Annotated in this window: 18 protein-coding genes; 7 read left to right on the top strand and 11 right to left on the bottom strand. The window is 44.0% G+C overall.

Annotation, left to right across the window (positions count from 1 at the left end; all coding sequences use genetic code 11):
* The 4 genes from ACEW8F_RS02385 to ACEW8F_RS02400 all read left to right on the top strand — a co-directional run.
* Window positions 1–481: cobalamin-dependent protein (locus tag ACEW8F_RS02385; RefSeq protein WP_373481874.1), on the top strand; the 481-nt coding region annotated here is incomplete at its 5' end.
* 93 nt (window positions 482–574) lie between these two features.
* The gene (locus ACEW8F_RS02390; RefSeq protein WP_373481875.1) at window positions 575–1,558 is read left to right on the top strand and encodes a uroporphyrinogen decarboxylase family protein; all 984 of its coding nucleotides are present in this window, start codon (window positions 575–577) and stop codon (window positions 1,556–1,558) included.
* 597 nt (window positions 1,559–2,155) lie between these two features.
* Window positions 2,156–6,739 (top strand): glutamate synthase large subunit, encoded by a 4,584-nt coding sequence (gltB, locus tag ACEW8F_RS02395; protein WP_373481909.1) that lies wholly within the window; start codon window positions 2,156–2,158, stop codon window positions 6,737–6,739.
* Between the two features lie 17 nt (window positions 6,740–6,756).
* Window positions 6,757–8,244: a glutamate synthase subunit beta gene (locus tag ACEW8F_RS02400; RefSeq protein WP_373481876.1), complete on the top strand. Its 1,488-nt coding sequence runs from the start codon at window positions 6,757–6,759 to the stop codon at window positions 8,242–8,244.
* 107 nt (window positions 8,245–8,351) lie between these two features.
* Here the strand turns inward: ACEW8F_RS02400 and ACEW8F_RS02405 are convergent, their stop codons facing one another.
* A complete protein-coding gene (locus ACEW8F_RS02405; protein ID WP_373481877.1) occupies window positions 8,352–9,317 on the bottom strand; it encodes a chitobiase/beta-hexosaminidase C-terminal domain-containing protein in 966 nt (321 codons plus the stop codon).
* A 35-nt stretch (window positions 9,318–9,352) separates the two neighbouring features.
* Window positions 9,353–10,399, bottom strand: a complete 1,047-nt coding sequence (locus tag ACEW8F_RS02410) for a DUF389 domain-containing protein (RefSeq protein ID WP_373481878.1) — start codon at window positions 10,397–10,399, stop codon at window positions 9,353–9,355.
* A gap of 971 nt (window positions 10,400–11,370) precedes the next feature.
* Between ACEW8F_RS02410 and ACEW8F_RS02415 the strand changes: the two genes are divergently transcribed.
* Window positions 11,371–12,153 carry an alpha/beta fold hydrolase gene (locus tag ACEW8F_RS02415; RefSeq protein ID WP_373481879.1) on the top strand — a complete coding sequence of 261 codons (783 nt, stop codon included), beginning with the start codon at window positions 11,371–11,373 and terminating at the stop codon, window positions 12,151–12,153.
* A gap of 158 nt (window positions 12,154–12,311) precedes the next feature.
* On the opposite strand, the gene ACEW8F_RS02420 is transcribed toward ACEW8F_RS02415, so the two are convergent.
* The gene (locus ACEW8F_RS02420) at window positions 12,312–14,045 is read right to left on the bottom strand and encodes an HD domain-containing phosphohydrolase (RefSeq protein WP_373481880.1); all 1,734 of its coding nucleotides are present in this window, start codon (window positions 14,043–14,045) and stop codon (window positions 12,312–12,314) included.
* Window positions 14,046–14,262: 217 nt separating this feature from the next.
* A complete protein-coding gene (locus tag ACEW8F_RS02425; protein ID WP_373481881.1) occupies window positions 14,263–15,291 on the bottom strand; it encodes a 3-deoxy-7-phosphoheptulonate synthase in 1,029 nt (342 codons plus the stop codon).
* Window positions 15,292–15,436: 145 nt separating this feature from the next.
* On the opposite strand from ACEW8F_RS02425, the gene ACEW8F_RS02430 reads away from it, so the two are divergent.
* Window positions 15,437–15,568, top strand: coding sequence for a hypothetical protein (locus ACEW8F_RS02430; protein WP_373481882.1), 132 nt, complete (start codon window positions 15,437–15,439; stop codon window positions 15,566–15,568).
* 170 nt (window positions 15,569–15,738) lie between these two features.
* Here ACEW8F_RS02430 and ACEW8F_RS02435 read toward each other — a convergent pair whose 3' ends face one another.
* The 3 genes from ACEW8F_RS02435 to ACEW8F_RS02445 form a co-directional block, all read right to left on the bottom strand.
* Window positions 15,739–16,716 (bottom strand): uroporphyrinogen decarboxylase family protein, encoded by a 978-nt coding sequence (locus tag ACEW8F_RS02435; RefSeq protein WP_373481883.1) that lies wholly within the window; start codon window positions 16,714–16,716, stop codon window positions 15,739–15,741.
* 434 nt (window positions 16,717–17,150) lie between these two features.
* Window positions 17,151–17,690 carry a DUF2284 domain-containing protein gene (locus tag ACEW8F_RS02440; RefSeq protein ID WP_373481884.1) on the bottom strand — a complete coding sequence of 180 codons (540 nt, stop codon included), beginning with the start codon at window positions 17,688–17,690 and terminating at the stop codon, window positions 17,151–17,153.
* Window positions 17,691–17,866: 176 nt separating this feature from the next.
* On the bottom strand, window positions 17,867–18,784 hold the full coding sequence (locus tag ACEW8F_RS02445) for an AEC family transporter (RefSeq protein ID WP_373481885.1): 918 nt from the start codon (window positions 18,782–18,784) through the stop codon (window positions 17,867–17,869).
* A gap of 296 nt (window positions 18,785–19,080) precedes the next feature.
* On the opposite strand from ACEW8F_RS02445, the gene ACEW8F_RS02450 reads away from it, so the two are divergent.
* Complete coding sequence (locus ACEW8F_RS02450) at window positions 19,081–20,013, top strand: polysaccharide deacetylase family protein (RefSeq protein WP_373481886.1); 933 nt, start codon at window positions 19,081–19,083, stop codon at window positions 20,011–20,013.
* A gap of 68 nt (window positions 20,014–20,081) precedes the next feature.
* On the opposite strand, the gene ACEW8F_RS02455 is transcribed toward ACEW8F_RS02450, so the two are convergent.
* From ACEW8F_RS02455 to ACEW8F_RS02470, 4 genes are all read right to left on the bottom strand, one after another.
* A complete protein-coding gene (locus ACEW8F_RS02455; protein WP_373481887.1) occupies window positions 20,082–21,890 on the bottom strand; it encodes a PocR ligand-binding domain-containing protein in 1,809 nt (602 codons plus the stop codon).
* Between the two features lie 283 nt (window positions 21,891–22,173).
* Window positions 22,174–23,322, bottom strand: coding sequence for an iron-containing alcohol dehydrogenase (locus ACEW8F_RS02460; RefSeq protein ID WP_373481888.1), 1,149 nt, complete (start codon window positions 23,320–23,322; stop codon window positions 22,174–22,176).
* A gap of 220 nt (window positions 23,323–23,542) precedes the next feature.
* On the bottom strand, window positions 23,543–24,091 hold the full coding sequence (locus tag ACEW8F_RS02465) for a TetR/AcrR family transcriptional regulator C-terminal domain-containing protein (protein ID WP_373481889.1): 549 nt from the start codon (window positions 24,089–24,091) through the stop codon (window positions 23,543–23,545).
* A 289-nt stretch (window positions 24,092–24,380) separates the two neighbouring features.
* Entirely contained in the window at window positions 24,381–25,697 is a 1,317-nt protein-coding gene (locus ACEW8F_RS02470) for a hypothetical protein (protein ID WP_373481890.1), read from the bottom strand.
* Window positions 25,698–25,708 lie beyond the last annotated feature (11 nt).

A 25,708-nucleotide genomic window follows, 5' to 3' on the forward strand; every position in this document is an offset into this window, starting at 1 on the left:
ATTCTCATCCGGAGAAATTTTTGTTCCGGAAATGCTGATCGCTGCCAAAGCCATGTCAAAAGGCGTAGAAGTTTTAAAACCACTGATGGCCGGTGACGGTTCCGCCTCATTGGGAACCTGCGTCATTGGTACGGTGGCGGGGGATCTTCACGACATCGGGAAAAACCTGGTTTCGATGATGATCGAAAGCGCCGGCTTTGATATGGTTGACCTGGGCGTGGATGTTCCCGCCGATACCTTTGTCCAGGCAGTTAAAGATAATAAAAACGTTAAACTGGTAGCCTGTTCCGGTCTGCTGACTACCACCATGCCAGCTATGAAAGAAGCAGTCGCAACCGTTAAAGCCGCTTGCCCGGATGTCAAAGTCATTGTTGGCGGGGCCCCGGTAACCCCAGAATACGCCGCCGAAGTTGGCGCCGACGGATACGCTCCAGACGCCGGCAGTGCCGCGGTTAAAGCTAAAGAATTGGCATCCGCCTAAATTTACATTTTTCCCCTATAATATCAACCCAATCTAGAAATCAAAGCGCAAATTGTTTTTAATAAGCACACCAAAATTTTAGGAGGTATTATCATGTTAACAAAAAGGCAGAATTTAATGGAAGTCATCAAAGGCGGAAATCCCGATCGATTTGTCAATCAGTATGAATTTATGGAAATAATCTTAGAAGCTCCAATGGATCTTCCGCTGGCACCCGCTCCTGGCACCCGCATCAAAAATAAATGGGGCATAACCTTCGATTGGCCTGCCGATCAAATCGGTTCTTTTCCGATGCACGATGATGAACACAAGGCGCTCAAAGACATTACCGATTGGAAAAATCAAGTTAAAGCTCCCTCCGTTTTCTATACCGATGAAGAATGGGCTCCAGCAATTGCCCATTCTAAGTCGGTCGACCGTAATGATAAATTTGTTACCGCATTTTGTGCTCCTGGCATTTTTGAAATGACTCATCATCTGATGAGTATGGAAGATTCACTGATGGCGCTCTATGAAGAACCTGAAGCGATGAAAGAACTGATCGATTATGTGGTTGAGTATGAACTGGCTTATGCCAAAGAATACATCGAACACATTCATCCCGATGCATTGTTTCATCATGACGATTGGGGCAGCCAAATTTCGACCTTTATCTCACCGGCGATGTTTGACGAGTTTATTCTACCTGCCTACAAGAAAGTCTATGGCTACTGGAAAGCCAATGGCGTTGAACTGATTGTCCATCACAGCGACTCCTATGCGGCAACGCTGGTTCCTGAAATGATCGAAATGGGTGTCGATATCTGGCAGGGTGTAATGACTACCAATAATGTACCCGAATTGATTAAAAACTATGGTGAAAAAATTACCTTTATGGGCGATGTGGACAGCGGCCGGGTTGATTTCCCCGGCTGGACCCGGGAAAAAATCTATGAGGATACGAAAAAAGCCTGCGAAGAATGCGGTAAGCTTTATTTTATTCCTTGTTTAAGTCAGGGTCTCAATATCAGCTCATTCCCAGGGGTTTATGAAGCAACTAGCGAGGTGATTGACCAACTCAGCACGGAAATGTTTTAACAATAGACATCTCCATACCGTATTTACTGATCTAACTCAAGCTAAACTACAAAATTAAATTCCCACGCTTTTAAGGTAAAAAAAAAATTATTTACCTCAATAAATAACTCAAGCTCTATCTCAATTAGGACCCCATCCGGTACTAATTGAAGATAGAGCTATTTTTATCACCACAATCTTAAAAAAACATTAGCCGACTGATTATCAAGCGTTGACATCCGGGCAACGCTTCGTGCAACCGAATACAGGCCTTAACTGTGCGGTTTTCGCAAACAAGTGAGCGCCATTTAGAAACACAAATTGCTTTTGATTACTAAATACATAATAAAAAAACTGGTGCGATCCGGATTTTTATAGTGAAATTTTTGTGATAATTATCTAGCTTTATAGTATAATTATAAAACCGTATCTCATCTTGTAAAATTCGGCACATTCCCGTATTTTTTTAAAGTTTATTATACTTTAATTTATCTCTATGGTATAGTCAGATACAAAAAATTACTCGTTAAACATGAATAAAAATTGTTGAATTCCAAATGGGACAATAGTATTCTGTTCATTACAAAAAAGATTTTTCTGAGGAAGGTTAAAATGCGTATGAAACACACTAATTTACCACCAAAGCAGGGACTCTATGATCCCACTTTTGAACATGACGCCTGTGGTATTGGAGCGATTGTCCATATCAAAGGAAAGAAATCCCACGATATTGTCAAGCAGGCTTTAACAACACTTGTTAATTTACAACACCGTGGTGGACGAGGCTCCGAACAAAACACCGGTGACGGCGCCGGGATTCTGATCCAGATCCCCCACCAGTTTATGGAAAAAGCTTCCATTAAAGAAGGGTTTACCCTACCCCAACCCGGGGACTACGGTTTGGGGATGTTATTTATGCCCACCGATGCCAACGAAAGAAGCCAATGCGAACAAATCCTGGAAGATGTCATCATCGCCGAAGGGCAAACCCTGTTGGGCTGGCGTGATGTTCCGGTCGATCTCTGCGATCTGGGAAAAACCGCCGTTGCCAGCATGCCTTTTCTCAAACAGGTATTTATCCAAAAAAATCCGGCCATTACCGATGCCATGAATTTCGAGCGGAAGCTGTATACCATTCGAAAACAGGCCGAAAAGAAAACTAAAAAAGCCGGACTTTCTTTTTACGCTGCCAGCTTTTCTTCACGCACCCTTGTTTACAAAGGAATGCTGACCGAAGATCAGGTTGGCCAGTTCTATCTGGATTTGCAGGATCCCGATGTCACCACTGCCATTGCCATGGTCCATTCCCGTTTCAGTACCAACACCTTCCCCAGCTGGGAAAGAGCCCATCCCAACCGCTATGTGATCCATAATGGCGAAATCAATACCCTCCGCGGCAACGTCAACTGGATGTATGCCCGTCAGTCCCTGCTCCAAAGCGAACTCTTTGGCAATGAACTGGAAAAAACCTTTCCGGTGGTTGATGTGGACGGCAGTGACTCGTCCATTTTTGACAACGCCTTCGAATTTTTAAGTCTAACCGGACGTTCCCTGGCCCATAGCGCGATGATGATGATCCCGGAGCCCTGGTCCAAACATACCACCATGAGCCCGGAGAAAAAAGCCTTCTATAATTATCATTCCCGCATGCTGGAACCCTGGGATGGCCCTGCTGCCATCGCTTTCACTGATGGGATTCGACTGGGGGCGGTGCTTGACCGCAACGGTCTGCGGCCTTCCCGTTACTATGTGACCAAAGACGACATGGTTATCTTGTCCTCTGAAGTTGGCGTTTTAGATATACCTCCCGAAAACATTCTCTGTAAGGAACGATTAAAACCAGGTCGGATGCTGATGATCGATACCGAAAAAGGCAAAATCATCAATGACGAAGATCTCAAATACTCGGTTGCTTCTCAGGAACCTTATGCACAATGGCTGGAAGAACACAATATTTCCATTGACAGCTTACCGGAACCCCAGACAAAATATGTCACTGATCAGGAAACCCTGATACAGCGTCAGAAAACCTTTGGTTACACCTACGAAGATTTAAATGCGCTAATCATCCCTATGGCCAAGGACGGTGTCGATCCGATTGGCGCGATGGGTAATGATATTCCCCTGGCGGTATTATCGGATAAATCCCAGGTGCTGTTTAATTACTTCAAACAGATGTTTGCTCAGGTCACCAATCCCCCCATTGATGCCCTCCGGGAAGAACTGATCACCGGCACCGAGGTTTATCTTGGCGGCGAAGGCAACCTGATTAATCCATTGCCAGAAAGCTGTCATCAGATCAGTCTGGCTATGCCGATTCTCAGTAATGAAGATCTGGAAAAAATCCGGGAACTCGATGATCCGCGGATCAAAACCATCACCCTGTCCACCTTATTTGAAAGCCATACCGGTGGCGATGGTCTGGAAAAAGCCATGGACGATCTTTTTGTTGCCGCTGATCAAGCCATTGCTGCCGGCCATACAATTATCGTTCTTTCCGATCGCGGCGTGAACGACAAGATGGTGCCGATTCCCTCGGCGCTGGCGATTGCCGGCCTCCATCATCATTTAATCAATAATTTGACCCGAACCCGGGTCAGCCTGATTGTGGAATCCGGCGAACCACGCGAGGTTCATCATTTTGCCGTCCTGATCGGTTATGGTGCCACGGCCATCAATCCTTATCTGGCTTTTGAAAGTGTCGCCGATTTAATTGATCGCGGGCTGTTAACCGATGTTGCCTATGAAAAAGCCGTTAAAACCTATATCAAAACCGTCAGCAAGGGTGTTATCAAGGTGCTTTCCAAAATGGGAATTTCAACGATTTTAAGCTATCATGGCGCCCAGATTTTTGAGGCAGTCGGCATTAACTCCGATGTTATCGACAAATATTTTACCCGAACCCCTTCCCGAATCGAAGGGATCGGTATCAATGAGATTGCCCGGGAATCGCAGATGCGTCATGACGAAGCCTATATCAATCCCTTTGCCGATGCCAACGCCCTGGACTCCGGCGGAAATTTCCAATGGCGGGCCGATGGCGAATACCATACCTATAATCCGGTAGCCGTTTATAAATTGCAGACCGCCTGCCGCAACGGTGATTATAAAACCTACCAGGAATATACTGCTTTGATCAATGAACAAAGTCAGCGCACCTGTACCTTAAGAGGGATGATGACCTTTAAAGATCTTCAGCCCATCGCCATTGATGAGGTTGAATCGGTGGAAAGCATCTGTACCCGCTTTAAAACCGGGGCGATGTCCTACGGTTCGATCAGCAGTGAGGCTCACGAAAGTCTGGCCATTGCCATGAACCGCATTGGCGGCAAGAGCAATACCGGTGAAGGCGGCGAGGATCCCGAACGACATATCCCCTTGCATAATGGCGATTCCCGTCTCAGCGCCATCAAACAGGTGGCATCTGGACGTTTTGGGGTCACCAGCCATTACCTGTCCAGCGCCCAGGAAATTCAGATCAAGATGGCCCAGGGCGCAAAACCAGGTGAAGGCGGCCAGCTGCCGGGACGTAAGGTTTACCCCTGGATTGCCAAGACCCGTTACTCCACCCCGGGTGTTGGTCTGATTTCACCGCCCCCTCACCATGATATTTATTCGATTGAAGATTTGGCGGAACTGATTCATGACTTGAAAAATGCCAACCGGGAAGCCCAGATCAATGTCAAACTGGTTTCCGAAGTGGGCGTCGGTACCATCGCTGCTGGTGTGGCTAAAGCTAAGGCTGATATCATTCTGATCAGCGGTTATGACGGCGGTACCGGGGCATCGCCACGAACCAGTATCCGTCATGCGGGGCTGCCCTGGGAGCTGGGTCTGGCTGAAACCCACCAGACGCTGGTACTGAATAATTTACGAACCCGGGTCAAAGTAGAAACCGACGGTAAACTGTTAACCGGTAAGGATTTAGCAGTGGCTACCCTGTTGGGTGCCGAAGAATATGGCTTTGCCACGGCTCCGCTGGTCATCCTTGGCTGTGTGATGATGCGGGTCTGTCATCTGGATACCTGTTCGGTTGGGGTGGCGACACAAAACCCTGAACTGCGTAAGCGCTTCACCGGTGATCCCGGACACGTGGTTAATTTTATGAAATTCATTGCTCAGGAACTCCGTGAAATCATGGCGGAACTAGGTTTTAGAACCATCGATGAAATGGTCGGCCGTTCCGATAAGCTGGAAATGAACCAGGCCATCGATCACTGGAAAACAAAGGGACTGGACTTCTCCAGTATTTTCTATCAACCCGAAGTTCCCGAAGGCGGCGGTTTATACTGCCAGATGGAACAAAACCATAATATCGAAAAATCATTGGACTTAACGGTGCTGCTGGATCAGTGTAAACCAGCCTTGGAAAAAGCTGAAAAAGTCGAAATTACCACCCCAATTAAAAACGTTAACCGGGTTGTCGGTACGATTATCGGAAATGAAGTTTCCAAACGCTACGGTGAAGCAGGACTGCCTGAAGATACCATTACGATTAACCTGAAAGGCTCTTCCGGACAAAGTCTGGGTGCCTTTATGCCAAAAGGCATGACCATTAAACTGGAAGGCGATGCCAACGATTATTTCGGCAAAGGCTTATCCGGGGGAAAAATGGTAATCTACCCACCCAAAGAAGCTACCTTTGTTCCGGAAGATAACATCATCGTTGGAAATGTGGCCTTTTACGGCGCCACCGAAGGCGAGGCCTATATCCGTGGGGCTGCCGGCGAACGGTTCTGTGTCCGCAACAGTGGCGTAACGGCAGTGGTTGAATCCGTCGGCGATCATGGTTGTGAATACATGACTGGCGGCAAGGTTGTTATCCTGGGTAAAACCGGCCGTAACTTTGCGGCCGGAATGTCTGGCGGGACTGCCTATGTGCTGGACCTGGATGAAAACTTCTGTGAATCCTGCAATGCCGAAATGGTCGATCTGGTTAAGATCACCGACGCCGCTGAACTGGCAGAGCTTAAAGCTTTAATTGCTAAACATCGTGATTATACCAACAGTTCCCTGGCGCAGAAAATTCTGGATGACTTTGATCACTATGCGCAACAATTTACTAAGGTTTTACCCCGCGATTATAAACGGATGCTGGATGCGATGGAGCGGGTCAAGGCTCAGGGTCTAACCGGCGACGAAGCCTTAATGGCAGCTTTTAATGAAAATAACCGGGATTTGTCCCGGGTAAGCGGAAATTAGAGAGGAGGTAAACAATTATGGGAAAATCAACAGGATTTTTAGAATATAAACGGGAACTACCCCAAGATCGGGAACCTCTAACACGGATCAACGACTGGCAGGAGTTTCATTTAGAGCTGACCGAAGAAAAACAGCGCCTTCAGGGCGCCCGCTGTATGGATTGCGGCGTGCCTTACTGCCACTCCGGCATCATGATTGCCGGCGGTGCCTCCGGCTGCCCGCTTCATAATTTGATTCCTGAATGGAACGATATGATTTACAAGGGTTTGTGGAAAGAGGCCCTGATCCGACTGCTTAACACCAATAATTTCCCCGAATTCACTGGCCGGGTTTGCCCGGCTCCCTGTGAAGGGGCCTGCACCGTGGGACTGAACGAACCGCAGGTAACCATTAAGACCAATGAATGTACGATCATCGATCATGCTTTCAAAGAAGGCTGGATTACCCCCAAACCACCGAAAAACCGGACCGATAAAAAAATCGCCGTCGTCGGCTCCGGCCCCGCCGGACTGGCCTGTGCTGCCGAGCTTAACAGAGCTGGCCATCAGGTCACCGTCTATGAGCGGGCTGACCGAATTGGCGGACTGCTGATGTACGGAATCCCCAACATGAAGCTGGATAAGATTGACGTGGTGCAGCGACGGGTTGACCTGATGAGCGCCGAAGGCATTAACTTTGTCACCAGCACTGAAGTCGGTAAAGACTACGCCGTTGCCGATTTAAAGGCCGATTTCGACGCCGTGGTCTTATGCGGCGGTGCCACCAAACCCCGGGATCTACCGGTGGAAGGCCGAAATCTTCAGGGGGTGGATTTTGCGATCGACTTTTTATCCGCCAATACCAAAAGCCTGTTAGACTCCAACCTGGCCGATGGCAACTATACTTCCGCTAAAGACAAGCATGTGGTCATTATCGGCGGCGGCGACACCGGCACCGACTGTGTCGCCACCTCGATCCGTCACGGCTGTAAAAGCGTGCTGCAATTGGAAATTATGCCAAAGCCCCCGGAAACCCGGGCCCCGAATAATCCCTGGCCGGAATGGCCAAAAACCTATAAGCTGGATTACGGCCAAGAAGAAGCCGTCGCCCTTTATGGCAGCGATCCCCGCCAATACTGCACCACCACTAAAAAAATCGTCGGTGATGCCGACGGTCATGTCAAAGAGGTCCATACCGTAGAAATTGAATGGCTGGCCGATGAAAGTGGACGGATGACGATGAAAGAAATTCCCGGAACAGAAAAAGTGCTGCCCGCTGATCTGGTTTTACTGGCCATGGGCTTCCTGGGACCGGATGACCTGTTAGTTGACCAATTAGGTCTGGAACGGGATCTCCGCTCTAATGTTAAAGCCGATTATGGGGTTTATCAGACCAGTGTCGACAACATCTTTGCTGCCGGCGACATCCGTCGGGGCCAAAGCCTGGTTGTCTGGGCCATCAATGAAGGCCGGGAAGCAGCCCGAGCCTGCCACAATTATTTGATAAGTAATTCTGCAGTTAATTAAAGAAAATAACCCCGTACCGACAATTGTTTACTTTTATGTAATCAAACCAAAACAGCCACCAGATCAAAACCTGATCTGGTGGCTGTTTTATTTTTTATGGCTGTTTTTTAATAATAGGAAGCATACAACCCGTTAATATAAATGGCATTATCCCCCAACGGATTACAGTCAATTGAAAAACTGTGAGTTCCAGCATCAACGGTCCCGATGGTGCCATTATTTCCCGGAGAAATGTTAAAACTATAGACATCATCAAAATAGTCGCTACCGCCATCGGTGACATTGACTCTTCCGCCGCTAAAGGTATAATACAAAACAAAACCGCTGGAATCCCGGACCTTCCAGGTACCAGCAATATTACTTTCAAACTGGGCCCGTTCATTGGCATTCGTTGAAGCCGCTGGGGTTGTCGTGGTGGTTTGGGGTTGGGTAGTTTGGGGTTGGGTGGTTGCCGGCTGGGTAATCGCGATATTATAGGTGGCTGTTTTGATGTCGCTCTGATTACCATTCTTGTCAATGGCGATGCTCTTGAGGGTAGTATTGGTCTGCAATACAATCGGGTTCTCATATTTAGCTGACTTAACCGTTGGGTCAGTACCATCAATGGTGTAATAAACCTGAACCTCTTCGCCGGCCGGGTTACTGATTGCTACTTGCTGCTCGGTGCTATAGGATCCTTCACTTAATGAGTAAGTTGGCAGGTCTAAAACAGCACCATTCGTTTGGCTCCCAACCGAAGATCCGGCTTTGCCAAATAAATGCTGTCCCTGACTAAACCACCAGAAAGCCGTACCACCGATTAAGATGATCGCTCCCAATACGATTGAAATAATAATAATCGGCATCCGCGATGATTGCTTCTGCCCCTGATTTTGGGGCGTGGACTCCGGAATTGGTCCCGCATCAACAAATCGGGGATTCGCAGGAGTTCCGACAAATTTTACCTGATCCTCCGGTTGAATCGTTTCCTCGAAATCCGCCACGGCTTCGGTATCAAAACCGCAGTTACCACAAAATTTTTCACCCGTCTCTATTTTCGTCCCGCATTTGGGACAAAATCTTAAATCACTCATACTTCCTCCTTCAGTTCGGGGTTTGCAGGATTTTTTCACACAATGACAATCTCACCTTCCAGAATCCCTGCTTTATTCACATTTTCAAAATAATTGAATAGGCTGGTCCTAATATCCTGAACCACTTCCAGGGTATAACCTTCCAATCCGTGATCAGCCATATTTTCTTTCATCGTCTCAATCTGCTCTGGCGTATAAACCTCCCCAATCAGGTCCAGTCGCAAATTCTTTCTATCCAGGTCAATGGTAGCTCTCATGGCGGTGGCCGTGGAAGAATTAACTTCTGCATTCACAAATGACTCTACCTTACTGGTCAAATTATTTTCCAATATCGAATCAATGGACACATAGACGGCCGAAACCGCTGCCGGAATGGTAATCAGAATCATCCCGGTAATGATGCCCCGCTTTAACATCATGTTGAAGCGCTCTTTAACTACCTCAGCTTGTTTAAGTTGCAGCAGTTTACAAAAGGCAAAGGTTGCCAGCATGATAAAAAAAGCGTTAATCAGAAATAAATAAGCGGCCGGTAAAATATAATCGGGGTTGCCATTGGCTATTCCATAACCAACGGTGCACATTGGCGGCATCAGTGCTGTGGCAATGGCCACGCCGGGGATGACATTGGTTTTTTCTTTTCTGGTTATCCCGATAATCCCTGCTGTTCCGCCAAAAAAAGCAATCAGCATATCAAAAAAAGAGGGGCCCGTTCTGGCAATTAATTCACTGGTTGCTTCGCGAATGGGGGTCAGGGCAAAATAAATAGAAGCGCCAATCAGGGCAATGATAATCTGAATCAAAAAATTAAGGGCCGCATTTCGCAGCAACAACCCGTCATAGGTTGCGAGGCTATAACCCATGGCAATAATCGGATTCATCAAAGGTGATATCAGCATGGCCCCAATGATCACCGCCGTTGAATTGGTGTTTAAACCAACCGAAGCCACAATAATGGCACAGAAAAGGATAATCAGGGGGGCGCCCTTCAGCTTAACGCCTGAGACAATGCTTTCGTGGATGGCATCCGCATCCATTTGATCGGATCTGATATTAAATAAACCATTTTTAAGATAATCAATCATGCTAATCTCCCCATCTCAATTTGCTTATTGTCTTTTATTACCCCATCAGTCATAATGCAAACCCTGGTTTAGTAAAGATTATATCAAAAGTGCGGCCTCAATTCCATATGTTTTCAGCACGTCTTTTCAATTTTTAAATTGAATACCAGTCCGGACACAAAAAACGCTGAAAGCCGATTCCACAAATATTTCTGTAGAATCGGCCTCAGCTTACAATCTCAGTTGTCATTTCTTGGGATTCACCCCTTTCTTTTTTTCAAAAATCTTCTTCACTTTTCCAATGTAAATCTTGCACTTGTTTGGGGATTATCTTACTTTTTATTTTCGCTTAGCCTTCTTGCTCATTAGCACAATAAGGTTTTTAGTATTAAATAAATTTCTGAACAATCTGTTCTTTCGTCCAAATCTCTCCCTTTTATTTCTCTGAATTTTAATGGAAAATCATCTTCTCTTCTCACATCGATTACCTATTCTTGATCTATTATTTTTATTATGTCCACATCTTTTGATGATTATCATAATGTGAATACCGATCGCCAATAAATCAGCATGTGATTAACAATGTACTTCTTAATTTTTATTGAATATAATTTTCCATTGTAGAGTCTATGATCGATAAAATCAAATCCTCGAAGTTTATCACTGAGTTTTTATTTATAATTGGATAATCTTCTCCCAGATTTTATCATTCAGCCAAGTGTTTATTTACTTTTCAATGATCTTTCACTTAATTGGAAAAGGATTGGTTGATCCTTGATTCAATTATATTCTATCATGTTTCTGCGATAAGTAAATAGCCGCGCTGTAAACGTTTGTAACTCTTTTGTAAATAAGCAATCCGGCTTTATTATGCTATTCTTGAAACTGGCTTAAATCTTCTTTTTTCGAATATTTATATTAATTTGCTGATAAATTCCCTTTTTGTGGGTATTAAACATATGATCATCAGTTTCACAAAGTGAGGTGTTGTTATGGTAAGAGTTGAAGACATTAATATGAGCTACCGAATTTACGGAGAAGGGTATCCTCTGCTTTTAATTATGGGCTATGGCAGTACCATGAACCTGTGGGAGGAACGATTCCTTCGTTCCCTGTCAAAAAAATACAAGGTGATCGTGTTTGATAACCGCGGTATGGGAGAAACCAGTTCTGGTCATATGGACTTTACGATTGAACAATTTGCGGAAGACACCTATGAATTAATGGTTGCCTTAAAGATAGAAAGAGCTCATGTTCTGGGCTGGTCCATGGGTGCGTCAATAGCCCAGGAATTAGCCTTAAATCATCCCGAAAAGGTAAAAAAATTGATTCTTTACGCTTCACTTTGCCATCCGGAGATTTTTCCGCCTGAACCCAAGGTGATTTCCCGACTTGAAAACACCTTGGGACTTCCTTCTGAAAAAGGTTATGAATGGTTACGACTGATTTTTCCGGCCGACTGGATAAGAAGCAATCAGGATCGGATTCGGGAAATATTTCATCGTTCTTTGGGATCAATGAATCCCAATTCGATCCTCAAACAGGCTGAGGCCATCAATAAATGGGAGGGCTCCTGCAATCGCATCCCCTTTCTTCAGCACGATACTCTGGTAATTGACGGAAAAGACGATTTAATTCTGCCCTCGGAAAATGCCGCCTATCTGGCCAGTAAACTGCCCAACGCCAAACTTGTTTTAATTGCCGAAGCCGGACATGGTCTGATGTTTCAAAACCCGGATAAATTCACTTTAATTGTCAATCTGTTTCTGGACTAACGATCAGTTTAGCATTGATTGCTTTAATTTCGTAAATTCACAGTGATGCTGTTCAAGTATATATGATTCTTTTAACCGTCAAGATGCGGCTGGTTCCTCTTAATTCAGGAACCAGCCGCATTTTTATCCGTCGCTATTTCATTGCACTATTTGGTCCCTTAATCCAGCTCAACCACCGGTGTTTCTTTCATGATTCTGACAAACAATTCGACGATCTCAGGATCAAACTGAGATCCGGCATTTTTCTCAATTTCAGCTAAGGCGCTTTCGCGATCCGTGGCTTTTTGATAAATCCGATTCTCGGTCATGGCATCATAGGCATCGGTAATGCCGATGATCCGTGACAGCAGCGGAATATCTGCTCCGGCCAGGCCTTTCGGGTAACCGCTGCCATCCCAATGTTCATGATGGCTGAGAATATACTCAGAAATTGATACCAGCTCAGGAGACGCCATCGTAATCCGATAGCCGATTTCCGGATGCTTTTTCATTTCAATCCATTCCTCATCGGTCAGTTTTTCCGGTTTCGCTAAGATACGATCATCAATTCCCACCTTGCCAATATCATGTAGGGTCGCCAGCAGCTCCAGATTATCCAGTTCAATTTGCGAAAGATGCAGCGCTTCACCAACCATTCGGGATAAGGCCGCTAACCGTTCCGAATGTTCCTCAGTCTCATGGCTTTTCTCAAACATCGTTGCCTTGATCGAGGAGATAATGGCACTGTGGGAGCTTCGCTGTTCCAGAAGCTTGCGCTGATTCATATACAATTCAGCTTTTTTAATGGTCTCCTTCAAATTGCCATGGGGTTCTTCTTTGGTGCCGGAGCCCAGAGCCACATTGATATGAAATGCCTCATTTAAAATGCGGCGATTGTACCATATAAACGACTGCTTTATTTCTTCCATCCGTTTTAAAGCTGTTTCCCGGTTCGTTTGCGGCATTAGAATGCTGAATTCATCGCCGCCGGTTCTGGCAATGATTTCACCATCATGGCAGTAGTTTTTCATGATCTGTGCCGTCTCCATAATCATACGATCCCCGGCTTCATGGCCAAAGGCATCATTCATCAGTTTGATCCCATTAATGTCGCCAACAATCACCGAGATGGGCAGCTGATCTCCAATGTCAATCCGTTTTTGCTCTTCCTCCCAGAACAGCCGATTATTAAGCCCGGTCAGGTGATCATGATAACTTAAATAACGGTATTTCTGTTCACTGACTTCCAGATTATCTTTGGCATTGGCAATAATTTTTGCTTGTTGCTCCAATCCGTCATAGATCTTTTGGATAATAAACAGCAACCCAATCCCCAGCACCTGGCTGCTGATGGCGACGATCCACCATCGTGATCCATAATCAGCAATGGCGAATTCATTAAAAAACCCAATGGCCAGCAAAACTGTCATAACAAGAAAAGCAAACAGATTAAAGGTAATAAATTTTAGCACCCAATTTTTGTCCAGCAGCGATCCCGTTAAAACCAGTACCGCTGTCACACAAACCATTCCGGCCCCCATCGGTCCGGCGACAATAAGCACCAGCACACTGGCAAAATATCCGGTCAGCAGAAAAAACAGTTTTTTGATGCGGATATTGATTTTCCGACTAACCAGCACGAAAACTGATAGAAAATATAGCACAAACTCAATGGCCGCAACCACATATTTGCCTTCCTCATAAAATAAATAGGCACCATAAAAGAACAGGATGGGCCCCAATAGAATAAAATAAAATGAGAACTCATAAAATAAATGGTTTTTTAGATAATTGAGATCTCTGTAACCATCACCATTATTTTTTATATTGAGGATTTGCATTTTCAGGCTTTTGAACAGATTTCGTATGAATCCCATCGCAGCAGCGATCTTTTTTCTGATTATTTGATTCATCCTTTCATAACCCTTTCTACAAATATTCTTCTCCCATTAAATCATTCAAAAGGACACACTAAACGCTCCTCCAAACCATCGGGCTACTATATTAAATACCCCGTGATTCTCTGTTTAGTCATCAAGTTGGCTAAATCCCTGCTGCAACTGTATTTCCAACAGAAAAAAGCCGTCAATTGCTTATTGATAAGCGACTAACGGCTTTTTTAGCTTTCTTTTATACTTTCTCGGCAATGGTACGAATCAGTTCTTCTGATGCCTTCCAGCCCAAACAGGAATCGGTGATGGATTTTCCATAAACCCCGCCGTCAACCGGCTGATTACCTTCTTCAATATAACTTTCAATCATTAAACCCTTGACATATTTTTTTAAGTCAGCATCGTAATGACGATTGCGCAGAATTTCCCGGGCGATTCGCGGCTGCTCGCCAAACCGCTTGTTGGAATTGGCATGATTCAAGTCGATAATGATCGCCGGACAGGCAAAATCACGTTTTTCATAGAGTTTAATCAGATGCATGATATCCTCATAATGATAATTTGGATAATTGCGGCCATGCTGATCGACCGATCCGCGCATGATCGCATGGGTCAGGGGATTTCCCGATGTTTTCACTTCCCAGCCCCGGTAGATAAAGGTATGACCGGCCTGGGCCGCCTGAATGGAATTCAGCATTACAGTAATATCGCCACTGGTGGGATTTTTCATTCCCACTGGGATTTCCAGACCAGAAACAGTTAAACGATGTTTCTGGTTTTCCACCGACCGGGCACCAATGGCCACATAGCTGAGCAGATCCTCCAGATAAGCATAATTTTCCGGATACAGCATTTCATCAGCACAGGATAAGCCCGTTTCTTCAATGGAGCGGATATGCAATTGCCGAATGGCTTTAATCCCCTCAACCATGTTGGCTTTTTTGTTGGCATCCGGCTGGTGAAGCATCCCCTTATAGCCTTCACCGGTGGTTCGCGGTTTATTGGTATAAATGCGCGGAATAATGATAATCTTATCTTCCACTTCTTTTTGAATCATACTTAATCGGTTCACATAATCAATGACCGCAGTCTCATTGTCTGCAGAGCAGGGACCGATAATTAAAATAAAACGATCATCTTTTCCTTCAAAAACATCTCTGATCATTTGGTCCCGCTGGATTTTTATTTTTTTACCGGCTTCCGACAACGGCATCATTTTAAAAATCTCACTGGGCGACGGAATTTCCTGGATCAACTCAAAACTCATTTGTTACTCCCTCTTAAACTATTTTTATCATAATTATCACCGATTTTGTTTCTAATCACCATTTCACTGTGGCTACAGTATCGGCATTCTTTTTATTGGTATTTATTATAGAGATTAATGGTCCACCTGACAAGACTTATTATTGATGACCATCTATCCTATCCTGACAACCGATACCCTGCCGACTGGAAGCTCTACTGATATTGTCTTTGCGACAGAAGTTGAAGAGCAATACTGGGATCTGATGATTGCCGACTCGGCTGGAACCACCGTTTAATGGTCAAATATCGATTTGTTCACGGTTTCCGAAATTACGCTTAAAATCGAAAACAGCAATCCGACTGCCACCGTCAAGTAGAATTGAACAAAAAAACAAACCGCTGGAAATTTGCTTCCAGCGGTTTTATTTTTTTGTATATCAACTGAATGATGGATGAATTTAGTGAATTAGAACATCAGCCTGCTCATTTTATCAATCGCTTCATCATTTGATTCGTAAACACCTGGGAAACAGCCAAAGTTCAAACCATGGCTGGCCCCGGGTATAAAGTAAAGCTTACCACAACGTTCACAGGCTTCCTTCGTTTTTTCAAAAATGATTTCCGGCGTCCAGCCCGGGAAATCAACAACGCCACTGTCAATATCGCCCATAAAAGAAATTTGTCCGCCGTATTTCTTAATCAGTTCGGGGACGTTATTGGTTGTCATCACACCCTGCCAGATGTCAATGCCCATTTCAATCATCGCTGGAACCAGGTTGGCAGCATAGGAATCACTATGGTGGACGATCAGCTCAACGCCATTATCCTTATAAAAGCCATAGATTTTTTTATAAGCTGGAACAAAGAATTCGGCAAACATTTCCGGCGAAACGAAGGAGCTGATTTGACTGCCCCAGTCGTCATGGTGGAAAATACAATCCGGATGAAGCCGGCTGATCATTTCCTTGGCATAAGCCAGTTCATATTCAACTAGATAGTCAATCAGATCATGCATATCCTCCGGCTCTTCATACAAGGCCATCAACGCATCTTCCATACTCATCAGATGATGGGTCATTTCAAAGATTCCTGGTGCCACAAAGGCTGTGACAAACTCTTCATTACGATCAACGGCCTTGGCGTGGGCAACCGCTGCTGCCCACGCCTCATCTGAGGTTTCCACGGCAGGTGCTTTAACCTGATTTCTCCAGTCAGTAATATCCTTTAAAGCCTTATGCGCATCGTCATGGATTGGAAAACCGCCCAATTGACCTTCTGGCCAGGTAAAGGTAATTCCCCAACCATTTTTAATTGTTTGACCAGGGCCAACCATTGCGCCCATGGGCGCTTCCATGATAAGATTCATAAACTCATATTGTTTTACAAATCGATCGGGATTTCCACCTTTTATGGTTTCCAGCAAATTCTGTCTTTTTGTTAACATTCTAATACCTCCTCAAATTTTGTGGGTAATTATGAAAGTGTCCTGAGCTTGGCTAGTTATATCTCCATACTAATCAGTGCTTCTGAGCCGTTGCCAGTTCTTTAGTTATGTCAGCGATTACATATATCGTTCAACATCGCTTCTCACCTAATTCTTTCATCCGTATAATTTCTTCTTTCTTTGACTTAAGCAAATTTTAAATCAATTTAAAGTTTATGTCAACACTTATTTATAAAAAAGATACTTTTTACTAATTAGGAAATCGCATCTATTTACAAAGATCCTGGGACTCTTGCAAATGCTCCGCTCGTTCATCCTGCCTACAAATAAAAAACGCCCCTCTCCTGATCGACTGACTATTGAGTCGATCAGGAGAGGGGGCGCTTATGAACTTTCCGACATGTGCTTTGAGGCGCGTTTCAACCCCAGCCTATTTAGTTAAATAAGACACAGCCAACGTAGGTCAGGGTATTAGGTCCATAGTAATACTCCAGGTTATTTAATTTACACAGATCACTAACTAGAATTCCAAAAGCTTCCATCGATGAGAATGCCTTTTCCGGAAAGCGACAGGCTTCATCGGGATAGCTGCATTTTTCACAAAGCGAGCAGCAACCATCACCCAATGGCAGCATATCTGCCTGTTTGTCAAATAAGGTATCAACCAACCGATCAAAGCTGGCATTATGTTTGTCTTTGATATCTTCCATACCTTCAAAATCAAAACTGTCTTCCAGTTCGCCGGTGGTTTGAACAATTACACCGTATTTGTAGTTTTTAACCTTTGCGCCGCACTCATCCAATGTCCCGCAGCCCGGTGGACATGCCCAGTTAGTATTATAAATCTGACACTTGTTATCGGCACACATTTGTCTGACTGCCGGATTTAAATCAATGGTAGCGACGTCAAGTTCAGCTGCTCTCGTAAACCCGCTATGGTTGGCCAGATCCAGTACTTCGGTTAATTTAATCATATCATTTTCTCCGCTTCTGTGAAAATAATTTTTAGTCTCCACTAAATTATTAACTATTCTAGCACATTTTTTCGTATAAATATATTATTTTCTCAAATAACAACCGAAACCCGTCCATTTAAATAAATTCAAAATTCATTTCAAAGCAGACTATTTCATAAATCGAAAAAGATCGCTCACATCAGCAGAAAACTGATCATTGGAATGGTGACAACCGAAGCCAGAGTCGTAATAAAGACACCTTTTGTGGCCAGGGCCACATTGTTTTCATACCGATTGGCAAAAAGAACCGAGGATGTGGCCACCGGCATGGCAATAATCACAATCACTATTCCCAGTAAATAGGGGTTTACGATCACATTTTTTAGAATCGCCCAGGCCATTAAAGGCAGCAGAATCTGTTTGATAATTACGTAGGGATAAAGTCTGAACTCGGTAAAAACACTTTTGACCGTAATGCCTGACAAAGCGATGCCAATAACAACCATGGCCAGAGGGGTAGTGGTATCGCCAACGGTTTTCAGCGTGTCATTAAGAAGCGCAGGCAACTTAAGGTGGATTGAAAACATAATAACCGCTGCGATTGAAGACACTATTCCCGGAGATAAAAACTTTTTGAAATCCAGCGCTTTTCTTCCTTCCTTTGACATCAGCATAATTCCAAGCGTAAAGTTGCTCACGTTGAAAATCAGATTAAAGATCGTCGCATAAAAAATGGCGCCTTCTCCAAAAATTGATGCAATCACCGGGAAACCCATAAAACCAACGTTGGACCAGATCGTCATATACATATACATATGACGATCTTCTTTTTTCACCAACAGTATTCTTGCAATAAAATAGGCAATGAAGGGCATCACCACATAAAAAAGAATGGCGATGATAAACATCATCAAGACATTATTATTATCGGTATCTTCAGGCATGGTTGCCACCGAAGCCAGCATCATACATGGCAGGGTAATACTTAAAATAAAATTTGACAGCTGTGATCCAAATTTGGGACCGACAACCTTTTTCTTTGCGGCAATATACCCTAATGCTAAAATCAAAAACAGCTCTACCATCTGACTGATTACTAATTTAATGTCCATAAGCCTGCTCCTCCAAATAAAACTAGGCTATCATAATCTTGGCTTAAATTCAACCCTGTTCTTATTCAATCCTGATTACTGAAACCGTTTTTAGTCATCCCGTTAACTGCCAGCCACCCCTTATTCCGAAAATTTTTCGCGGCTTGATCCAACCTCTTGACAAATACTAAATTTTTTTTAAAAAAACAAGAAATTATTTGCACATTCATCTGATTTTCTGCTACAATCAGACTTAGGCCGGTCAGTATGGGTGATACTAGGACTGTTGACCTGAATTGTGAAAATTTGAGGCAGAAATGAAAAAAAGAACCACACCAAAATTAAGAATCAAAAACTTACCCCGTTTTATTCTATTTTCTACAATCAGTCTGATTATCGTTTTTTCTGTCTTAGGCGGAATGGTAACACTGACATCCAAACTGGTGATTGCCTTCAATTCCCAGCGGGAAATCCGCCAGACTGCTGCTGTTAATTCGCCTGAAACCAATGCTCCAAAATCCGAACCCATAACCATGAACACCACAACCAACCAGAATACTAAAGCTGAACCCGTACCGCCAACGGATGATACGGATCCCTTGGCTGAGATAAAGTCACGTCTGCGAAGTGGCGACACTGCCGGAATCAAGGTTGTCTTTTTAACCTTTGACGATGGCCCTAGCGAGCATACCGGCGCGGTGCTTGAGATGCTCAATGAATATGATGCCAAAGGCACCTTCTTTACAACTCTTCACGACAATGATAACGCCAAAGCCATGTATCGCCAGATTGTGGATCAAGGTCATACCCTGGCCAATCATACCAGCAGCCACGACTACGGTCTTTATAGTAACCCAGAAGCCTTTTTTGCCGACGTCGACGAGTTGGATCAATTCCAGAAAACAATCACCGGCCAAACGGAAACCAGCCATGTCTTCCGTTTCCCGGGGGGCTCGATGAACTCCAATGAAGCCTGTGCTCAGGGCATCGTCAGCCGGGGCTGGAATTACAGCGACTGGAATGTTTCCTCTGGCGATGGCTGTGCCGAACCGCCGTCAAGTGATGTCATTGCTCAGATGATCATTGAAGGATGTCGGGAACATGATATTTCCGTTGTTTTATCTCATGCGGAACTGAAAAAGTCCAGTCGGGAAGCGATGCCAATTGTGATCGAGACCCTGCAGGCAGAAGGCTATACTTTTCTAAACATGGAGAAGGACTATTCTTATCCCCGCCATTTAGAGGTTTAAAAAAAATCTATTTATCATAAATAGATTTTAATCCATAAAGCAAACCCACCGTGATCACGGTGGGTTTGCTATTTTTGTCTGGCTCTCAGGGCCGCACTTTCGTATTGCTTGTGGCGGTACATATCGTCTTCCGCCCGTTTGAAAATTTCATCGATGTCTTCTGTTTCTCTGACCTTTGTCTCATATCCAAAGGAAATAGAAACATCCATTCCGCCAACTTTTTCCGCTGCAGCCAGTTTCTTAATTTTACAAATAATCGCTTCGATCACCTTACCCTCTGATCTTGGTAAAATGACAATAAATTCATCCCCGCCAAGCCTGGCCACAATATCGTCTTTTCGGCATGCCTGTTTGATAATTCCGGCGGTCTTGATCAGCAATTCATCCCCCATCAAATGTCCCAGAGTATCATTTATCAATTTTAATCCGTTGACATCGCCCAGCAGAAGGGTTAATGGCAAATTTTCTTTTTTATCCAAATTAACCAATTCCTGCTCATAATACCGGCGATTAAAAAGTCCCGTTAAATAATCATGATAGCTGAGATAAAACATTTCTTTCTCAATCCGTCGTTTTTCATTAATAAACCGAGCCTGCAGCAAATTCTGAAAGGCCAGATTAGACAGTTGATTGGCAATTGTATATAATAACTTTGCTATTTTTTCAAATCGCTGCAGAGACATTTGAGGAACTTCCCGAAAGGCCTGTACAGCTTCTGCTTCATCTGCACCAATTTGCCGGGCGTAGGCAACTAATTGTTCCTCTTGTAAATTTTCATCCCTAACCTGACCAATCAGCCAATTGGCAACATGCTTGCCGCCAACTGTAATGGCCGCCCCGGCATCCCACAAGCCACCGCTCAAACAGCATTTTATGATCGGACCCGCTACTGAATAGGAACCGATGGCAGCATCCGACTTATAGCAATTTTCGCAGCCTTTCTCCGTCTTGCGGATAATATCCTGACAAAGATGGGTAAAATTAGAGGTTCTCGTTATTGGTGTTCCATCGGTCAAAGTAATCACCGAAGCGACACCGGTTGCATCAGAAAATTCATCCTGTAATTTTTGCATCGTTTCTAAATCGATCAACTCGCTAAAGTCGATATCGCCGGTATCTTCCGAGGGTCTGGTCAGCTCAAGCATCCGTTTTTCCAACTGTTGTTCCAGTTTTTTTCGATCCGTGATATCTCTGGCAGCGGCGTAGACCAGTTTTCCCTGGGGCCGGGAATTCCATTCAATCCAATGGTAGCTCCCATCTTTGGCCCGGTAACGATTGGTAAAATTGACGACCGGATTTTGATCATTGAGTCTTTTCATCGCCTCCCGGGTAACCTGGTCATCATCAGGGTGGACAAAATCCAGATATTTTGTGCGGATCAACTCTTCATGGGTATAACCCAGTGCATCTTCCCAGGCCTTATTAATCTTGATAAAATGCCCATCGATATCTGCAATACACAAAAAGTCCAAATTCAGTTCAAAAAAATTATTCAACTCCTCCAATTGAGTCATTTCTTTGGTAATATCAACAACATGAGTGGCAAAAAAACCCTTTTCCGGGGAATATGCGATAACTCGACACCAGATATTAAGGGCCGCGGTAAACTGTTCAAATTCCTTTTTTTCTCCATTTGTGGCTACGTCTCCATAAAATCCGATCCAGTCAAAGGCGTCATTGATAATTTCCGGCAAAATCTGGGTGATTCGTTTTCCGATTATGGACGCTCCAATTAACCCCGTCAGTTTTTCAAAGGCCGGGTTGACTTCGATAAATTCATAATCACAGGGTTTCCCTGCTTCATCACAGATAATTTTATGATAAGCATACCCTACTGGCGAGTGATCAACAACGGATTTATAAAAACTGTCATCCATGAGATTTATCCTTTCAGCTAACTTAACAACCGATTATACTACTTCCTTGTATACCCAAAAGGATTAACATTATGCCTTTTTTATGGAATAATCACGCTAAATCACAATTAAACGACATCTTCATCCCGGCACCTAAAAAGGGGATTTATCCTAACCAGGATAAATCCCCTTCAATTTGACAAGCGAACCTATTTTTTACCGAACGTCTAATCCAGCATGAAGCCATGATCATATCTTCGTTGCGCTTCCACCACTGAATGACGTCACCATTTTGCGACCATTCCTAAAAAGCGGCCTTGTAAATCGCAATTACATCTTCTTTCGTTGGGCATTTAGGATTTCCACCGGTACAGATATCAGCCAGCGCCAGATCAGCCAATTCACTGAAATCTTCTGCTTTTACGCCGATTTCTTCCAGTCCGGTCGGAATTCCAACATCTTTCGACAATGTTTTGATGGCTTCAATGGCCAGGTCGTTGATTTCTTCTTTGCTTTTACGAGCAGTATCAACACCCATTGCTTCAGCGACTGCTTTTAACCGATCGCCAACGGCATCGGCATTAAAGGCCGCAACATATGGCAGAAGAATGGCGTTGCACACGCCATGAGGAAGATCATAAAATCCGCCCAGCTGATGAGCCATGGAGTGAACGATTCCTAATCCGCCGTTTGAGAAGCCCATACCAGTTACAAATTGACCATAAGCCATCCCATCCCGGGCCTCCACATCTTCACCATTGGCAACAGCTGCGCTTAAACTGCTGGAGATCGCTTTGATCGCTTCCAGGTTAAATAAATCAGTAAAGCGGGAGGCACCAGCGGTGGTGTATCCTTCAACGGCATGAGTCAAAGCGTCCATGCCAGTCGCTGCGGTTAAGGATTTAGGCATTTTTATCATTAAATTAGGATCATTAACGGCAACTGTTGCCAGACAGTTAGGATCCACAATAACCATTTTCAGTTTACGGTCTTCGTCGGTAATAACATAATTGATGGTTGCTTCACTGGCAGTTCCGGCGGTGGTGTTGATGGCCACAATGGGCAGGGATTTATTGGCGGTTTTGCCAACGCCTTCATAGTCCCGCAGATCCCCGGGATTAGTTGCCAGAATGGCGATTCCCTTGGCAGTATCCTGGGGCGAGCCGCCGCCGATACTGACCACGAAATCACATTCATTATCCTGTAATGCCTGGAGACCGGCGTTGACATTGGTAACCGTAGGGTTCGGTTTAACATCAGAAAATACAGCATAGGGCACTTCAGTATTATCCAGCACGTTTAATACTTCCTGGACAATACCAGCTTCAATAAGCACCTGATCGGTTACCACTAAAGCTTTTTTGACGTTCATCCGTTTTATTTCCGGAGCGATCAATTCGATTGCACCGGGTTCCATAATTACAACTGGTGGAAAATAATAGGTTCTTGCCATTTAAAACACCTCCAAATATTCTGCAACTGTAAACAGTTACATTTTCTTTTCTTATTTTATCAAATTCTTGTTTGGATTCAATTGACACCGTCCTTTAAGTGTCACAAAAGTTACAATTTCGCCAAAATGTAACCTTGCCAAAAACAAAAAAAAACAATTTTTATCTGAGGAACCCAATCATCAGATAAAAATTGGCGGTTATTAAATACAATGAATTCATCTACAAAAACAGCAGAAAATGTCTGAGCTTTTCCGGAATTGCATCAATCAGCAATTTGGCAAACTCATCCGGCTCCATGATCATGCCCTCAGTTACCCATTTAAAGGTCATATCCATGGATCCCTGACAATACATATCGAGTAAAAACTGATCATCAGCTTCAAGGGGCTTCCCGGTTTTTTGAACAATACGATTGGTATAATAATCGGTTATCAGTTTTAAATCATAGTCATAAATAGAATTGCAGTCACTGGATTTAAATGCCGCCGTAAAAAAATCTTTTTCCGCCCGAACAAAGGCAAATTTTTTGGTCAATCCTTCTTCTAAAGTCAGGCTGATCCCCATCTGTTTTATGGATTGTTGGGCCAATTTATCAAAATACCAATTAACCAGATCATATTTATCCTGAAAATAACGATAAAATGTCTGCCTCGTTAATTCACTTTGATCTACAATTTCCTTAACGGTTATTTTATCTAAAGGTTTATTGACCATTAGCGCTTTTATCCCCTTGGCCAACCGTTCTTTTGTGCGATCATTTGCATCCATTGCTATCCCTCTTCATTAAATATTTTGAATCTGACAAGATGAATGTTTCTTCTCTAATGATAATCTTATCCATCACAGTAATCGCTGTCAATGAAATATTTTACCAAGTCGTGTTAAAATAATCCCTATTGTATTACTTTTTGCCAAAACTAAAAAGAACTCCTCTCTCTGATCTTTTCTTTTCGAATTGATCTGAAATCGGAGTTCTATTTTAGTAACGCGTGAAGTCAGATAAAACCGTTTGATTTAGTCTGCTGCACCGTTTTTCATTTGTGAATAGTTTGTGTTCTTATGCTTTGGCTTCTTTTTTGCTGATCAGATATGCCATACCCATCAGTGCCAATAGTCCCATTGTAGCCATTAAAGCATCTTGTCCCATGTCCTGAGCGCCAGTTTTAGGATTATCTGATGTACTCCAGCTGCCTGCGTAATATGGTTCCAGATACAGACAAGAAGCGGTAAGATCTACATCTCCGTAAACAGGGCTAATCCAAACGCCTTCACCACCATAGATAGCTAAAGGATCAACGCCACCTATAGCACAAAGATCCAGGATACCATCTCGGATAACAACCCAGCTACCTGCATATAATGCAGTTGCGATACCTGTTTCGGTTGTTGAACGGACAGTTGTGTATCCGCCTTTAACGATCGCATCGTCGCCAGCGCCAATGCCCATGCTTGGGCCATTAATTGATTCGGTAACGACATCAATATCGCCGCCGTTGATAACCAGGTCATTATCTGCCCAGAGACCATATGCACCATCAGTAACAGCGGTTCCGGTGTTAATAGCTGTAGCATCGATCCAACCATCATTGATGATTAAATCGCCGTTTGTTACATCAACTGCGGTTATATTGCCAACATTGCCAATGGCAAACAGTTCATAGTCGCCATCATTAAGGACGAGATCGCCGTTTGTTACATGGATAGCCGACGTAGAACCAATGGCCATTATTTCGCCAGGTCCGCCCATGGTCAGATTACCAGTCACATCAACTGCACTGCCGGTATCATTTGCGATCACGTTTGTGCCTTTGAGGATCATGGCAAAATTACTTCCCATATCAGTTGCAACTACTTGTTTCCCAATAAAATTATTAAGGGTCAAGGCGTTGGTTACGGCATCATATGAGTAGTCAGCGCCAACAGTGTTCAGAAGAACGTCAATAAATGTTACTGCATCTCTCCATAAACCTAAGGTAACTGCTTTAACCTCAATTGTTCCTTCTTCAACTGCTGTTTCAATCGCTGGTTCTTCAGCAACTGGTACTGTAACTGCTGATGTTTCTGCAGCTGGCGTTTCGGCAACTGGTGTTTCCACTGCTGCTGCTTCCACCGCTGGTTCTTCAACCGCTGGTTCTTCAACCACTGGTTCTTCAACCGCTGGCGTTTCTACCGCAGTATTTAACACCTCATCAACTGGGGCCCCCTCAACTTCTAAAACAACGAGGGTGGGTTCTTCCACAACTTCTTCTGCGGCAAATGTTGATACCGGTACCAACATTAATACCATCACCACAACCAGCAACAAAGCCATCAATTTCGACATTTTTTTCACTTCACTATTCCTCCTTTCAAGAGAATTGTTTACTGCGTACATCACACCCCAAT

Origin of the sequence: Acetobacterium sp., assembly GCF_041752335.1 — a bacterium.
In the GTDB taxonomy this organism is placed as follows: domain Bacteria; phylum Bacillota; class Clostridia; order Eubacteriales; family Eubacteriaceae; genus Acetobacterium.